This window comes from Orrella sp. JC864 (assembly GCF_037026685.1).
Taxonomy (GTDB): Bacteria; Pseudomonadota; Gammaproteobacteria; order Burkholderiales; family Burkholderiaceae_B; genus Orrella.
On sequence record NZ_JBANET010000002.1, the window covers coordinates 333296 to 348483 of the forward strand.

Annotated in this window: 14 protein-coding genes and 1 pseudogene; 2 read left to right on the plus strand and 13 right to left on the minus strand. The window is 71.6% G+C overall.

Annotated features, from left to right (window positions below):
- Window positions 1-39 precede the first annotated feature (39 nt).
- Both V8Z80_RS03285 and V8Z80_RS03290 read left to right on the plus strand, forming a co-directional pair.
- A complete protein-coding gene (locus V8Z80_RS03285) occupies window positions 40-438 on the plus strand; it encodes a TssQ family T6SS-associated lipoprotein (protein ID WP_336060990.1) in 399 nt (132 codons plus the stop codon).
- A 23-nt stretch (window positions 439-461) separates the two neighbouring features.
- Complete coding sequence (locus V8Z80_RS03290) at window positions 462-1367, plus strand: FHA domain-containing protein (RefSeq protein ID WP_155192509.1); 906 nt, start codon at window positions 462-464, stop codon at window positions 1365-1367.
- Here the strand turns inward: V8Z80_RS03290 and tssH are convergent.
- From tssH to V8Z80_RS03355, 13 genes and pseudogenes are all read right to left on the minus strand, one after another.
- Complete coding sequence (gene tssH, locus V8Z80_RS03295) at window positions 1358-4021, minus strand: type VI secretion system ATPase TssH (protein ID WP_336060991.1); 2664 nt, start codon at window positions 4019-4021, stop codon at window positions 1358-1360. The genes V8Z80_RS03290 and tssH overlap by 10 nt on opposite strands.
- 4 nt (window positions 4022-4025) lie before the next feature.
- Entirely contained in the window at window positions 4026-5126 is a 1101-nt protein-coding gene (gene tssG, locus V8Z80_RS03300) for a type VI secretion system baseplate subunit TssG (protein WP_442951930.1), read from the minus strand.
- 28 nt (window positions 5127-5154) lie between these two features.
- Entirely contained in the window at window positions 5155-7110 is a 1956-nt protein-coding gene (gene tssF, locus V8Z80_RS03305; protein ID WP_336060993.1) for a type VI secretion system baseplate subunit TssF, read from the minus strand.
- Window positions 7110-7646 (minus strand): type VI secretion system baseplate subunit TssE, encoded by a 537-nt coding sequence (gene tssE / locus V8Z80_RS03310; RefSeq protein ID WP_336061004.1) that lies wholly within the window; start codon window positions 7644-7646, stop codon window positions 7110-7112. Before tssE ends, tssF begins: the two co-directional genes overlap by 1 nt.
- A 46-nt stretch (window positions 7647-7692) precedes the next feature.
- Window positions 7693-8541, minus strand: coding sequence for a type VI secretion system accessory protein TagJ (locus V8Z80_RS03315; RefSeq protein ID WP_155192503.1), 849 nt, complete (start codon window positions 8539-8541; stop codon window positions 7693-7695).
- Window positions 8542-8612: 71 nt separating this feature from the next.
- A complete protein-coding gene (locus V8Z80_RS03320) occupies window positions 8613-9095 on the minus strand; it encodes an Hcp family type VI secretion system effector (protein WP_336060994.1) in 483 nt (160 codons plus the stop codon).
- A gap of 58 nt (window positions 9096-9153) precedes the next feature.
- A complete protein-coding gene (tssC, locus tag V8Z80_RS03325) occupies window positions 9154-10653 on the minus strand; it encodes a type VI secretion system contractile sheath large subunit (protein ID WP_155192499.1) in 1500 nt (499 codons plus the stop codon).
- A gap of 14 nt (window positions 10654-10667) precedes the next feature.
- Window positions 10668-11252, minus strand: coding sequence for a type VI secretion system contractile sheath small subunit (gene tssB, locus V8Z80_RS03330; RefSeq protein WP_155192497.1), 585 nt, complete (start codon window positions 11250-11252; stop codon window positions 10668-10670).
- 55 nt (window positions 11253-11307) lie between these two features.
- On the minus strand, window positions 11308-12351 hold the full coding sequence (gene tssA / locus V8Z80_RS03335; protein ID WP_336060995.1) for a type VI secretion system protein TssA: 1044 nt from the start codon (window positions 12349-12351) through the stop codon (window positions 11308-11310).
- A gap of 164 nt (window positions 12352-12515) precedes the next feature.
- A complete protein-coding gene (locus V8Z80_RS03340; RefSeq protein ID WP_336060996.1) occupies window positions 12516-12989 on the minus strand; it encodes a DUF6644 family protein in 474 nt (157 codons plus the stop codon).
- Between the two features lie 3 nt (window positions 12990-12992).
- Window positions 12993-13379: a DUF6152 family protein gene (locus V8Z80_RS03345; RefSeq protein WP_155192494.1), complete on the minus strand. Its 387-nt coding sequence runs from the start codon at window positions 13377-13379 to the stop codon at window positions 12993-12995.
- Window positions 13380-13508: 129 nt separating this feature from the next.
- Complete coding sequence (locus V8Z80_RS03350; protein WP_336060997.1) at window positions 13509-14444, minus strand: LysR substrate-binding domain-containing protein; 936 nt, start codon at window positions 14442-14444, stop codon at window positions 13509-13511.
- Between the two features lie 122 nt (window positions 14445-14566).
- Window positions 14567-15188, minus strand: a pseudogene (locus V8Z80_RS03355) (MFS transporter); the annotation flags it as partial.

A 15188-nucleotide genomic window follows, 5' to 3' on the forward strand; every position in this document is an offset into this window, starting at 1 on the left:
GGGGGGCCACATCACAACAAAAGGACGGAACCGCTTTCCATGAAATCCCTTGCCTTGCTGTGCATTCCCGTGCTGCTGGCCGCTGGCTGCGCCCAGACGCCCAACCGCGCCGCGGCGCTCGATCCCGGCGTCGATACCCCCGAATCGCAACGCGTGCTCGAACAGGTCCGCCAGGATTACGCCCAGGGCCGCTACGGCAATGTGGTGCGCACCGTGACGCTGTCCACCGAACTCGAAGGCGCCAGCCGGGCCACCCGCGTGGAGGCCTACAAGCTGCAGGCCTTCAGCTATTGCGTGCGCGACTATCGCCAGCTGTGCGAGGAAAGCTTCGTGCGCGCGCTGATGCTGCAGCCCGATTTCGAGCTGGCCCCGGCCGAGCGCGGCCATCCGCAATGGGGCCCGGCCTTCGAGGCCGCGCAAGCCCTGGTCACCCCCTGATTCCCGTCTTTGCTGGAGTTCCCATGCCCATCCGCCTGGTCCACCGCCCCGAGCCGCTCGATGTCGCGCTGGCGCCGGCCCGTATCGCCGAGCCCGGCGGCACCATCGGCCGGTGCGCAGGCAACGCCCTGGTGCTACCCGATGCCCGCGGCGAGGTCGGGCGCCTGCAGGCCGTGGTGCGCTGGCAGGGCGGCCAGCCGGTGCTGCGCACGCTGGCCAGCGGCTGCCCGGTGCGCCTGAACGGCGCGGCGGTCGAACTGGGCGAGCAGCGCCCGCTGCGCCGCGGCGACGAACTGGTGATCGGCCGCTTCGTGCTGCACGTCGATGCGGCCGACGCGGCCAACGCCGACGTGGCGCCGGCCGCGGCCGCCGTGGCGCTCGACGCCACGGCCGACGCAGCGGCCCTGCCGGCCCGCGCGCCGCAAGCGGGCGGGCCGCCGGCCTTCCCGGCGCCGGACCCTGACGTGAGCGTCGGCGAGCCCTTCCCCGCGGCGCCGCAGGCGGGCCAGCCCGCCGCCGAGGACGTGTTCGCCGACCTGATGGGGCCGGGCACCTTGCCGGTGGGCAGCCCGCCCGACGTCAGCTGCCATCCCTTCGACATGGATTCGGCGGCCCGGCGCAATGCGGCCGATCCGCTGGCGCAGCTGCCTCCCGAACCCGGCGCGGCGCCGTCGCGGGCCGATCCGCTGGCCCTGCTGGCGGACGAAGCCGGGCAGGCGCCCGATGTCTTCAGCGACCGCACCCCCAGCGCGCTGGGCGCGCACGGCGGCGCCGACCCGATCGCCCAGGCGCTGGCCCGTCCCGAGGACGGCCCTGCCGCGCAGGACCATAGCAGGCAGGTCGGCGGCTACATGCGGCCGGCTGCGCCGGTCCGCCCCGAGGGCGGCCAGGCGCCGTCGGGCACGCGCGGGCGCGGCGGTCAGTCGTAGCCGAACACGAACTCGCCCTGCGGCGCATCGACCGTGATGCGCCCGATTTCGCGGCCCTGCGCCGCGGCTTGCAGCAGCGCGCGGCCGATGGGCGGCAGCATGCTGCCGGTCAGGATGGCGTCGACCATGCGCCCGCCGGATTCCACTTCGGTGCAGCGCGCCACGATCAGGCCCATGGCGCTTTCCTGCACGCGCAGCGCCACGCCGTGGTGCTGGCTCAGGCGCTGGGCGATGCGCGCCAGCTGCAGCTCGATCACCCGCACCAGCATGGCATCGGACAAGGGGTAGTAGGGCACCACCGTCAGCCGGCCCAGCAGGGCGGCGGGAAACTTCTGCAGCAGCGGTTCGCGCAGGGCCCGGGCCAGCGCCGGCGGCTCGGGCACCAGTTCCGGGTCGGCGCACAGGCCGGCGATGCGCTCGGCGCCGACGTTGGAGGTCAGCAGGATCACCGTGTTGCGGAAATCGATGCGCCGGCCTTCGCCGTCTTCCATCCAGCCCTTGTCGAACACCTGGAAGAAAATCTCGTGCACGTCGGGATGGGCTTTCTCCACTTCGTCCAGCAGCACCACGCTGTAGGGGCGGCGCCGCACCGCCTCGGTCAGCACGCCGCCCTGCCCGTAGCCGACGTAGCCGGGCGGCGCGCCCTTGAGCGTGGAGACCGTGTGCGGCTCCTGGAACTCGCTCATGTTGATGGTGATCAGGTTCTGCTCGCCGCCGTACAGCGCCTCGGCCAGCGCCAGCGCGGTCTCGGTCTTGCCCACGCCGCTGGGGCCGCACAGCAGGAACACGCCCACCGGCTTGTTCGGGTCGGTCAGCAGCGCGCGGGCGGACTGGATGCGCTCGCCGATCGCGCGCAGCGCGTGGTCCTGGCCGATGACGCGCCGGCCCAGCGTATCGGCCAGGTTCAGGACGGCATCGGCTTCGTCGCGCAGCATCCGGCCCACCGGGATGCCGGTCCAGTCGGCCACGACCGCCGCCACCGACTGCGCATCGACGGCGGGATGGATGAGCGGGGCCTCGCCCTGCAGGGCCGCCAGGTCCAGGCGCGCCTGCCGCAGCTGCGCGCGCAGCGCCTCGGGGTCGGGCTGCTGCGCGGCGTCACCCGGCCGCGCCGCCCCGTCGGCCGGCGCATCGCCGGGCGATGCGCCGGCCTGCTGCTGCAATTGCGCGCCCAGCGCGACGATGCGCTCGACGACCTCGCGTTCGCGCTGCCAGCGCGCCTGCAGGGCCTGGACCTGGGCCTGCACCTGTTCGCGCTCGGCCGCCAGCGCATCCAGGCGCGCCTGCGCGTCGTGGCCCAGGGCGGCTTCCTTGCCCAGGATGTCCGTCTCCAGCGCCAGCGCCTCGGCGCGGCGCAGCGCGTCCTCCAGGGCGGGCGGCATGGCGTGCTGGCTGGCCGAGACGCGCGCGCAGGCGGTATCGAGCAGGGCCACGCCCTTGTCGGGCAGCTGGCGGGCGGGGATGTAGCGGTGCGAGAGCTTGACCGCGGCCTGCACGGCCTCGTCCAGCAGCAGCACCTGGTGATGGACGGCCAGCTTGCCCGCCACCCCCCGCAGCATGCGCTGCGCGGCGGCTTCGTCGGGCTCGTGCACCTGCACCAGCTGGAAGCGCCGCGCCAGCGCCGGGTCTTTCTCGATGTACTGCTTGTATTCGGACCAGGTAGTCGCGCCGATGGTGCGCAGCTGCCCGCGCGCCAGCGCCGGCTTGAGCAGGTTGGCGGCATCGCCCGTGCCGGCCGCGCCGCCCGCGCCCACCAGGGTGTGGATCTCGTCGATGAACAGCACCACCGGCCGGGGGCTGGCCTGCACCTCGTCGATGACCGCGCGCAGCCGCGCCTCGAACTCGCCCTTGGCGCCCGCGCCCGCCTGCAGCAGGCCCAGGTCCAGCAGCAGCAGCCGCACCTCGCGCAGCGCCGGCGGCACCTGCCCCTGGGCCAGGCGCAGCGCCAGGCCTTCGGCGATGGCCGTCTTGCCCACGCCGGCCTCGCCGGCCAGCAGCGGGTTGTTCTGGCGCCGCCGCATCAGGATGTCCACCACCTGGCGGATCTCCGGCTCGCGGCCGGTGACCGGGTCGATGGCGCCCGCCCGGGCCTGCTCGGTCAGGTCCACCGCGTAGCGGGCCAAGGCGCCGTCCGGGCGGCCGGCAGGCTCGGCCTGCGAAGGCGCGCCGGCCGCCTCTTCGGGCGAGCCGGCCACCAGCGCCGGCAGCTGTTCGAGCAGCTGGTCGGGCACGATGCGGGCGAATTGTCCCGAGATGTTCAGCAGCACGGCGCGCAAGGCGTAGGTCTTGACCAGCCCGGCCAGCAGGTGGGCGCTGCGGATGCGCGCCGCGTCGTAGCGCAGCGAGGCCAGCACCCAGGCGCGCTCGACGGCGTGGTCGATGTGCTCGGACAGGTCCGAGACCGAGCCGGCCCCGCGCGGCAGCTGCTCCAGCGCCGCGGCCAGGTCGGCCTGCAGCCTGGCCGCGTCCAGCCCGTAGTGCGCGGCGATGCGGTGCAGGTCGCTGTCGGGCTGCTGCAGGATCTGGTGCAGCCAGTGCACCAGCTCCACGTAGGGATTGCCGCGCAGCTTGCAGAAGGTGGTGGCGCCTTGCAGCGACTGGTAGGGCAGGGGGGCGAGCTTGCCGAACAGATCCTGGCGGCCGATATCGGACATGGTTTCAACGATCCTGTTGTGGGGAAGGCATGGCGTTTTCCGGCGCGCCGGCGCGCGCCCGCGCGGCCAGGCGCGCTTCGTAGTCGAGCGTCAGGTCGGCCGCCGGGCCGCGGGCCGGGTCGCGCCGGCCCAGCCAGCTCGCCAGGCCCAGCGGACGCGGCTGGCCCAGCGACAGGCCCTGCGCATCGCGCGGGTCGAGCAGCGGGCGCACGTCCCAGGCGTATTCCAGGCCGACGTACTGGCGCACCCATTGCAGCAGCTGGCGGGCCGGCTTCTGGCCGGGCAGGAACTGCCGGTAGCGCGCCAGGGGCATGGGGCCGAGTTCGATGCGAAAGCGGTGCTGGGCGTCGCGCATCGCCCGGCCCAGCACCGTGTCCCGGCCCAGCCCCAGGGCGCCGCCCAGCGCCAGCTGCTGGTCCTGGGGCAGGCGTATCCATTGCGGCACGAATTCGCGGATGCGCACCGGCACGCCGAAGAAATCCTGCAGGATGTGCTTGAGCCCCTCCGGGTTGCGGGTCTGGCGCAGCAGGTGCCCGGCCATGCGGTAGCGCGCATGGTCGGGGATTTCGTCGCGCCGGCGCAGCGACGGCTGGCCCAGGTGCAGCAGGCTGGCCACGTAGCGGCTGAAGCGCTCCTCGCCGCGGTCCAGTCCGACGGTGCTTTGCGCGTCGGCCCAGGCACGGTAAAAGAGCAGCCCCATGCGATGGTGGAACAGGTCGGCGAAGGCGGCCAGCGTGCCGTCGCCGTGATGCTGCAGGCGCTCGCGCGCCTGTTCGGTCAGGTGCAGGGGCAGCGGCCCGTTGGGGCCGAACAGGCCGAAACCGTATTGCGAGATCTCGGCCGGGCGGCCCGCCTGCGGCGCGCGGGCCGCGGCCAGGTTGGCCGGCGCAAAGGCCAGCGTGGGCGCCTGGCGCAGGCGCACCGGTTCGTGGCGCGGCTGGCTGTCGCGCCCCAGCGGCAGGCGCGCGCCGGCGCGCGCGTCGATCCAGCGCAGCACGTGGAACAGGTCGTGCGCGTGCGGGGCCTGCTCCAGCGCCTGCCAGAAGGTCTCGGGCAAGGGCGGGGCGAAGGCGGCGGGGCGCAGCTCGGCGGGCTTCATGGCGATGCCTGGGGGGTATCCATGCCGGCCGGCGCTACACGGCCGGGCGCCGGCCCATGCGCGGCTTCCAGCTGGCCAGCTCGCCGCCCTGCAGCGTAGAGAGCCGCACTTCGGACATCATGTTCAGCGACACGTGGCGGGCAAAAAACTGTTCGAGCACGGCGCCGAACAGGTAAGGGCTGATGCCCGAGAAAGCCGCCTCGTCCACCTGCAGGTCGACCCTGACGCCGCGCCCGTAGACCAGCGGGCCGGGCACGGGCAGGCGATGATGCACGGGCGTCAGGCGCGCATGGCGCAGGCCCTCGATCTGGCGTGCCACGGCCGGCTCGGCCAGGTCGGCGTACAGGTGCAGCATCTCGCGCAGCGATTGCGCGCCCTGCTCGCCGTCCAGGTCCGTCAGGCTCAGGTAGTTCAGGCCCAGGTGGCTGATCAGCCGCCAGGCCTGGGCATGTTCGCCCAGCGGCGCATGCGGGCGGGTGGGGCCGGACAGCACCTTGATGCTGGCCACCGGCGCCGAGACCCGCAGCGTGAAGTCGCTGGCCCCGCCCAGCGGCAGCAGCAGCGGCAGGTCGCGGTTGGTGCACAGCGTATCGGCGCTCAGGTGGCGCAGCGTGGCCGAATACGGCGCCTGGCTGCGGTCGACCAGCGACAGGTAGGTTTCGCTGCCGGCATAGCCCGTGCGCGCGCCGTTGCGCTGGGCCGAGTCCGACAGCAGGCGGGGCTCGCGGCGCAGCGAAAAGTAAGCCCCGTCCTCGGCCCCGTCGGCGCCGGCGGCGCCATAGAAAGGCAGGAATTCGCGCTCGGCCTGTCCCAGCGCATCGTGCCCGGTCAGGCGCTGCACGCTGTAGACCTCGTAGTCCATGGGCCGCGTACGGTCCACCACCAGGTGGTACTCGTGGGTGCGCGGCGTGACCAGCACGCGGTCGGCGCGCTTGGGAAACAGGTTGATGGCCGGCGTGCAGTTCAACTGCACGTGCTCGGCGCCGATGGCCCCTTCCAGCTCGCCGGCCGGGGCGTCGAACAGCAGCGTCAGGCCGAAGGCGCGGGTTTCCTGCTGCTTGGACGGCATGAAGCTGGCGGCGTGGCTGGCCCGAGCCGCCGGCTGCGGCCCGCCCGCGCCCCGGCCCGCGGCCCGCAAGGCCGACTGCAGCCCGTTGACGCTGAAGAACAGGTAGCGCGACGGAAAGGCGAAGTACTCCTGCAGCAGGCGGTAGCCCTGGAATACCCGCGCATCGCAGGGCAGCAGGCTTTGCGCATCGTCAAAGCCCTCGTGCCGCACCGCCTGTGCGGGCAACGGCTGGATCCACGATACCGGCCGGCCGGCGTCGTGCACCAGCACGGCCAAGGTGCGCGAGGCCACCTGCGCCAGCAGGCGCTGCATGGGCACGTCGCGCCCGTTCAGGTAAAAGCACAGGCTGTCCAGGTCCAGGTCCTCGAGCCGCATGCCGCCGCAGACCTCCAGGCGCAGGCGCAAGGCGCTGCGCACCGGCGCGCGCCGCGTGTTCAGGCCCAGGCGGGCCAGCGGCAGGTCGGCGGGCACCCCGGTCATCTCGGCATGGGCCACCTTCAGCGGCCATAGCGTCAGCGCATGCGCCGTGGCGAACTCGCAGGGCGTCTGCTCGCCCTTGGCCAGCCGGGCGCGCAGCTGCGTGCCGCGCGCCAGCGTGAAGCCGCGCGAGAGCGTGCCCTCGTTCATGCTGGGCTCCAGGCGCACGACGGCCATGGCCGGCATGGGCGAGAGGTAGTTGGGATACACCACCTCGAGCAGCCGCTGCGAGAAGCGCGGAAACTCGGCATCCATTTTCAGGTGGATGCGCGCGGCCAGGAAGCTGAAGCCCTCGAGCAGGCGCTCGACGTAGGGGTCGGCGACCTCGATGCCGTGCATGCCCAGCCGGCCGGCCACCTTGGGGTGCTGGCGCGCGAACTCGGCGCCCAGCTCGCGCAGGTAGCCCAGCTCGCGGTTGTAGTAGTCCAGCAGGCGCGGCTGCATCACAGGCCTCCCAGGTCGTGCAGGTCCATGTGCCCGCTCTCCAGGTCGATATCGGTGCGGAACAGGAACTCGCGCGGATAGGGCAGGCACCAGATGCGGCCGCGGATGTCCAGGGTCAGCACGTTGTGGTGCTCGAGCAGGCCCGGCTGCGAGACCGCGTTGACCTCGATGGAGTCGGGCAGGATGCGCGGCTCGAAATGCAGGATGGCCGTGCGCAGCGCCACTTCGACGTCCACCCAGTCGATCTCGGACATGCGCTTGCCTGCCAGCGGCGGCAGGCCGAAGTTCAGCGTCGAGGCCCGCACCGCCGGGTAGTGTTCGAGCGACTGGCGGCTTTCCATGTTGACGGTGTTCAGCAGCCAGCGCAGGTCGCGCAGCACCGCCTGGCGCATGGCCGCCGGCGTCATGGCCGCCTGTTCGGGCGTTTCGCTGCGCTGCTGCGGCGCCTCGTCCAGCAGCCGGTCAAGCAGCACCGGCTGCAGCCGGTCGCGGCCAGCGCGCACGTCGCGCTGCGGCCCGCCGTCGGACCGGCGCATGGCGTGAGGACGGAAAGGAAAGTCCTGCTCCTGCATGCGGGCGGCCTCAGCGCGCGGGCAGGCCGGCGCCGTCGCCGCACACGATCTCGCGCACGTCCAGCAGGGCGTATTCGCCCTGGTCGGTCATGAGCATCTTCTGGCCGATGCCCAGGTAGCTGCCGGGACCCACGGCGCTCCAGGCCGTGCGCCGGCTCATCAGGGCGGCTTCGTCCTGCTCGGCATAGTCCGGCACGCCGCCGCCGGCCGGATAGCGGGCCGGGATCAGGCAGGGCTGCTCGCGGCCGTCGGCCAGGTCGATGCGCGCCTGGGCCCAGACCAGGTCGCAAAGGCCCTGGGGCGGCTCCATGCGGATGCGGCGGATGTCCTCATAGGGCAGCCAGCCGTAGCGGCCGCCCGCGATGATCTCGCAGACCGGCGCGATGCGGCTGTCGCCGTCGCCGATCCAGGCGAAGGGGCGCGGCAGGCCGTCCTGGTTTTCCGTGGCCTGCACGGCGATGCTGCCGGCCATGGCGCCGGCCTGCTCGCGCACCTGTTCGAAGCAGGCGTTCAGGTCGGCGCCGGGGCGCAGGCCCTGCAGGGCATGGCCGAGCCAGGCCGGCTCGGGCCGCGTGCCGAACCAGGCGGGCGGCTGCTCGCCCGCGAAGGCGGCCTGGCGCGCCTGTTCGCCATCGATGGCGCTGCGGTACAGGGCCAGGGTGGGCGCGGCCTGCGGGGCCAGCTTGGCGCACCATTCGAGCTGCGAGCGCGCCCGCTGCCAGTCCCCCGCCACGGCCAGCCACTGGAACAGCCGGGCGCGGCCGTCGGCATGTTCGGGATTGCCGCGCACATAGGCTTGCGCGGCGTCGATGTGCTGCTGCAGCGCGGGCTGCGGCCGGGTCCGGTCGGCGAGGGTCATGTATCAGGTGTCCGATGTAGGCGGCCCGCCGCCGCGGCAGGCCGCGGGCGGCGGGCAAGGCCGAAGGAAGGTCAGGCTTCCTTGTTCTGCTTGATGTCCCAGGCGACCAGGCTTTCGGCGCCCTTGCCGCCCTTGTCGGTCTGCTCCCAGTATTGCTGCTTGATACGCGCGGCCTGGAAGGCGTAGTTGACCAGCACGGCCTCCGATTCGTGCTCGCCGGTCAGCTGCACCGAGGTCACCAGCACTTCTTCCAGGGTGATCTTGGTGTATTCGATCTGGCTGCCGCCGGCCTTGCACACGGACAGCTCGACGCGGCTCAGGTGCTTGCCGCTGGCGCAGTGCTTCATCACGGCAGGCGCGGCCTTGTCGATGCGCGCCACCACGTGCAGGTCGTTGAAGCTGGCCTTGCCGGTGCCCCCGCCGCCGCCCATGGCCATGTTGCCCGGCTGCGTCGCGCCCCAGGAAAAGGATTGGATGTCGGTCCAGTCCTTGTGGTTGGCGTCCTTCGACTCGCCGTTGGCGCCATCAATCTTCATGTACATATCAACTGCCACGATGCTCTCCCGGATGAGGGGACCGCCTGCGCTGCGGCCCCGGGTGTGAAAAAACCTTCTAGCCTTCGTTCTGCTTGAGCGACGGCAGCTTGGAGACCAGCCGCAGCGATACGGTCAGGCCTTCGAGCTGGTAGTGCGGCCGCAGGAAGAACTTGGCGGCGTAGTAGCCGGGGTTGTCCTCGATCTCCTCGACCTGCACCTCGGCGGCGGCCAGCGGCTTGCGCGCCTTGGTGTCCTGCGAGGAGTTGGCCGGGTCGCCGTCCACGTAGTTCATGATCCAGTCGTTGAGCCAGCGCTCCATGTCGTCGCGTTCGCGGAACGAGCCGATCTTGTCGCGCACGATGCACTTGAGGTAGTGCGCGAAGCGGCAGCAGGCGAACAGATAAGGCAGGCGCGCCGACAGCTTGGCGTTGGCCGAGGCGTCGGCGTCGTGGTATTCCTGCGGCTTTTGCAGGGACTGTGCGCCGATGAAGGCGGCGAAGTCCGAGTTCTTGCGGTGCACCAGCGGCATGAAGCCGTTCTTGGCCAGTTCGGCCTCGCGCCGGTCGCTGATGGCGATTTCGGTGGGGCACTTCATGTCCACGCCGCCATCGTCGGTCGGGAAGGTATGGCAAGGCAGGTTCTCGACCGCGCCGCCCGATTCCACGCCGCGGATGGAGGTGCACCAGCCGTACAGCTTGAACGAACGGTTGATGTTGGCCGCCATCGCATAGGCCGAGTTGGCCCAGGTATAGCGGTCGTGGTTGGCCGCGTCGGTTTCTTCCTCGAAATCGAACTCATCGACCGGGTTGGTGCGCGCGCCGTAGGGCAGGCGCGCCAGGAAGCGCGGCATGGCCAGGCCCAGGTAGCGCGAATCCTCGGACTCGCGCAGGCTGCGCCAGGCGGCGTATTCGGTATTGGTGAAGATCTTGGTCAGGTCGCGCGGGTTGGCCAGCTCCTGCCAGGAGTCCATCTGCATCACGGCGGGCGAGGCGCCGGCGATGAAGGGGCAGTGCGCCGCGGCGGCGATGCGCGCCATCTCCGAAAGCAGCTCGACATCGGGCGGGCTGTGGTCGAAGTAGTAGTCCCCCACCAGGCAGCCGAGGGGCTCGCCGCCGAACTGGCCGTACTCTTCCTCGTACACGCGCTTGAAGATGGGGCTCTGGTCCCAGCCCACGCCCTTGTGGCGCTTGAGCGTGCGGCCCAGTTCCTTCTTGGACAGGCACATCACCCGGATCTTGAGCAGCTCATCGGTCTCGGTGTTGTTGACCAGGTAGTGCAGGCCGCGCCAGGCGCCTTCGAGCTGCTGGAAGTCGGGATGGTGCATCACCAGGTTGATCTGCTCGGACAGCTTGCGGTCGATCTCGGCGATGATGGCCTGGATGGTGCGGTAGGCGTCCGAGGACAGCGCCACCGTGTTGGCCAGCGCCTGGTGCGCCAGCGTCTTGACGGCATGCTCGACGGCCTCGCGGGCCTGGTCGGTCTTGGGCTTGAATTCTTTTTGCAGCAGCGCCGACAGGTCGTCGTCGGCCAGCGGCACGTTGCCGGTTTCCAGCTGTTGTTGTGCTTGCGCGCGCATGCGATGTCCCTCGTTCAGATGGCTTTGGTGGCGCCGGCCGCGTCGGCCTGCCCGTCGTCGGCTTGGTCCTGGCCGCCGGCGGGCAGCTCGGCCGGCTTGGGCGCGGCCGCCAGCGAGGCGAGCAGGGCCGGGTTCTGCAGCACCTGGCCGATCAGCTCTTCGGCGCCGGTCTTGCCGTCCATGTAGGTCAGCAGGTTGGCCAGCTGGGTGCGGGCCTGCAGCAGCTGCGCCAGGGCGTCCACCTTGCCGGCCACCTGGGCGGGCGAGAAGTCGTCCAGGCTCTCGAAGGTGATGTCCACGTTCAGCATCCCTTCGCCGGTCAGCGTGTTGGGCACCTGGTAGGCCACGCGCGGCCGGATGGCCTTCATGCGCTCGTCGAAGTTGTCCACGTCCACTTCCATGAACTTGCGCTCGGCCACCTCGGGCTGGGGCGTCTCGGACTTGCCGGCCAGGTCGGCCAGCACGCCCATCACGAAAGGCAACTGGATCTTGCGCTCGGCGCCGTAGATTTCCACGTCGTATTCGATCTGCACGCGCGGGGCGCGGTTGCGGGCCACGAACTTCTGTCCGCTGCCGGTGTTGTTCAATCGGTTGCTCATCGTTCACTCCCTATGCGCCCGTGGGCGCGGTCTTGGCGCGGCCCGCGCGCTCGTGTCATCGTTCCTGCGCGGCCGCATCCCGGGGCAGCCAGGCCTCGAACTGCGCAAGGCCCTGCGGCGCCAGGTTGCCCAGCAGCGCATGGAAATCCATGGGCACGGTCTGCTGGACCCGGCGCAACAGAAAGGGCGCCGGATGGCTGGGTTCGTAGGTTTCGAAATAGCGGCACACCTGGGTGAGCAGCGCCATGGCTTCCTCGCGGCTGCGCACCGCGCCGGCCGGCAGCGCCGGCGCTTGCGCGGCGGCCGGCGCGCCATCCTGCCCGGCGCCGGCCGGGGCGTCGGGGGCCGGCGTCTGGCCCGGCTGGCCGTGCGCCGGACGCTCGTCCTGCCGCGCGGCGGCCAGCACCGCCTCGAAGGTGCGCAGCAATGCGTCGTAGTTGGGCGCCCATTCCTGGCCCAGCTGGCGGACCACCAGCTCGCGCAAGGCTTGCAGCGCTTCGTGCGCCTGGGCGATCGCCATGATTTCAGGCTCGCCCTGCAGCCAGGCCTGGCGCAGGTCGCTGAGCAGCCGGGCGCGTCCGCCCGGATACGAAGGCAGGTCGCTGCGGCTGCCATCGAGCATGGCTTCGGCATCGCGCAGGCTCAGCTGTCCATGCACGCCGTTGAGCAGGCGGGCCGAGCGCACCTCGCGCGCGCTGCCCTGGGGATCGGCCAGCGCCTGCAGCGCGTTGATGCGCGGCATGGGGTCGAATTCGTCCTCGACCTGCAGGGCCGGGTGGATGTGGTCCCAATGCTGGCCCAGTTCGGTCACGATGCGCTGCAGGCCCAGGGCGTAGCCGGGCAGCCCTTGCAGCCCGAGCAGGGCGCGCGCCGCATAGCCGCCGATGCGCAGGTCGGTGGAGCGCTGTGACAGGTTCTCGGCCAGGCGCAGCACTTCGTGCCAATCGGGCGGCTCGGCGGGGATGATGGTGTCGCCGAACTGTTGCTCGCTCTTGCCCAGGGCCGCCTGCTGCAGCGCCAGGAATTCAGCGTCGTATTCCAGGTCCTGCCCGCAGGGAAAAACCGCGGAAGGCCCGGAGGCGGAAACGGGAAAGTCCATATCTGGCCGGTTCGGTCCGGCGCGCGGGCGCGCCGGAAACTAAGATGCGGGCGCGGCGGGCACCGCGCTTGGTCTTGCATCCTAGGAAGGCCAGATGTCAGTTCTCTTACGGGTTGAAAACTCTTATTTATGCTTACTTTTGCTAATTTCTGCTTGACCGGAATTTACAGAAACCCGATCCAGCGGCCCGCCACCACCGCCGCCACCCAGGCCAGCAGCGATATGCAGGCATGGACACGCAGGCGCGCCTGGATGGGGCCGCCTTGCAGCAGCGCGGCCCATGCGCCGGTGCGATGCAGGCACCCGGCGTTGAGCACGCCGGCAGCCACCCACGCCAGTTTTGCCAGGAAGGCCGGATTGCCGGCGTATTCGGCCGGCTGCACGATGAAAAGCCATAGCCCCGTGGCAGCGGCCAGGCCCAGGCCCCAGGCCGCCAGGCGCGAAAGCAAAGGGGCCAGCAGCGCGGCCGGCGCATGGGCAAAGCGTCCGAGCAGCCGCAGGTCCAGCGCGACGATGCTGCCGACCAGCACGCCGAGCGACAGGATGTGCGCGGCGTTGACCAGCAGATAGGCCGTGCCCGAGCGCTGCAGCCACACGGCCGGCGGCAGGGCCGCCAGCGCGTCCCAGAGCGGCTGCACGGTTCAGGGCTGCTTGGGGATGCGGCTGGGGTAGATGTCGTAGGTCTTGCCGCCCACGGTCACCTGCACGGCCTTCATGCGCTTTTCGCCGGCGTCCTTGGCGCGGTTGCCGATGGCGGTGAAGGCATCGCCCGGCTTGGCCGAGCTTTCGTCGAATCCGGCCCGCTGGGTCTGCGAGGGGTTGCCGAGCTCGACGCGCCAGAGACCGTCCTCGGTCTGCACGTCCAGCCAGGGGTGGGGCGGGGCGATCTGCACCTTGGCCACGGTGCCTTGCAGGGTCATGGGTTCGGATTCGGCCCAGGACCAGCCATGGTGGGCGTGCGCGGCCTGCGCCAGCAGCGCGGCCGCGCCCAGGCCGGCCAGACGGAAGATGAGGGTGCCTCGTGCCATGCGAGCTCCTTGCGCGTGCAGGTGTCTGCCCACTATAGCAGCGGCCTGCCGCGCGGCCAACGCGGCGCGGGCGGCCGGCAGCCGCCCATCACACGCCCCAAGCGAGAATAACCGGGCGGGACTGGACACCTAGCGCCGCCTGCGCACGGGCAGTGCGGCCGGTGCGCGTTCGTCGCGCACCGCGCCGCTGGCCAGGGCCTGGCCAGCCAGCCAGTCCAGCAGCGCCTGCATGGGCGGATGGCGTTCGCTGCCCGGCGCGGTCAGGACGGCATAGCAGCCGCCCGCCATGCGGATCTCGGGCCGGCAGGGCTGCAGCAGGCCGGCTTGCACGCTGTCGGCCGCCAGCACCGAGCTGGCCAGCACCAGGCCCTGGCCGGCGATGGCCGCCTGCAGCGCCTGGTGCTCGTGTTCGAAGGCCGGCATCGGCGCGCTTTGCCAGGACACGCCGGCCAGCTCGCACCAGCGCCGCCATCCCTGGGCGTCCAGGCGCGCGTCCTGCCACTTGACGGCAAGCAGGGTGGGCCGCTTGCGCGCGCTGGCGGCCACCGCCGCCGGCGCGCCATAGGCGCCGAAGGTTTCGTGAAACTGCGCGCCGGGCTGCAGGCCGATGCGCGAGGGCGGGTTGTAGCGGATCGCCATGTCGGTGCCGCGGTCGCTGAGCAGGTCCACCAGCTCCACGCTGGCCTCGATGCGCAGCTGCAGCTGGGGATGGGCCGCGCGCAGCTGCGCCAGGCGCGGCATCAGCCACAGCGCGGCAAAGGCCGGCGTGGTCGAGACCGACAAGGCCCCGGTGCCGGGCTCGGCGCCGAGCTTGTCCATGATCTGCGCGATGTTCAGCAGCGCCTCGTGGACCCGGTCGTACAGCTTGTAGCCGGCCGCGCTGGGCGCGACGCGGCGCGGCAGGCGCTGGAACAGCATCACGCCGACATCGCGCTCGAGCAGCCGCACCTGGTGGGAGATGGCGGTATGCGTGACGCCCAGCTCGTCGGCGGCCAGCTTGAAGCTCTTCAGGCGCGCCGCGGCCTCGAAAGCGCGCAGCGCGGTCAACGGCAGGTGTCCGAACACGGTTTCTCCCGGTGCGGGTAGGATCTGGGCCCACGAATTATGAGCGCAGCCCTTGCGCGCCAGCAAGTCGCCGCATCGGCCCGGCGCCGCCTTGCCGGGCGGCGGGCGTCAGGGGGCGGGCGTCAGGGAGCGGGCCGCTGCGCGCGCGCGCCGAAGTAGGCCGGCACGAAAGCCCACAGGCCCAGCAGCGGCCCGGCCAGCAGCGGCAGCAGCATGAAGCGCGGCTCGATCAGCGGCGCCAGCATGCCCAGCAGCGGCAGGTTGACCGCGGTGATGGCAAAGCCGATGCAGTTGACCTGCGTGACGATGCTGCCAAGCTGGTCCGCGGGCGCGGCGCGCGCGACCAGCGCCGAGAACTGCGCCGAATCGCCCACCACCGTGACGCCCCATACAGCCAGGTACGCCAGCAGCCAGGGCGTGGGCAGGCCGAAGGCCAGCGGCGAGAGCAGGCAGCAAAGCCCGGAGATCGACAGCTGGCACAGCGCAACCGGGGCGCTGCCCCAGCGCTGCGAGAGCTCGCCGCCGCCGATGCAGCCCAGCGCGCCGGCGGCGATGATGGCGAAAGTCCATAGCGGCAGCGGCCCCGGCGGGCCGGACTGGGTGGCCGCATGGGCGGCCAGGAAGAACGGCACGAAGGCCCAGAAGGCATACAGCTCCCACATATGCCCGAAATAGCCGCCGGCCGCGGCCCGCAGGCGCGGGCGGCTGCGCCAGGCGGCCGCCAGGGGCCGCCCGGCGCCGGCC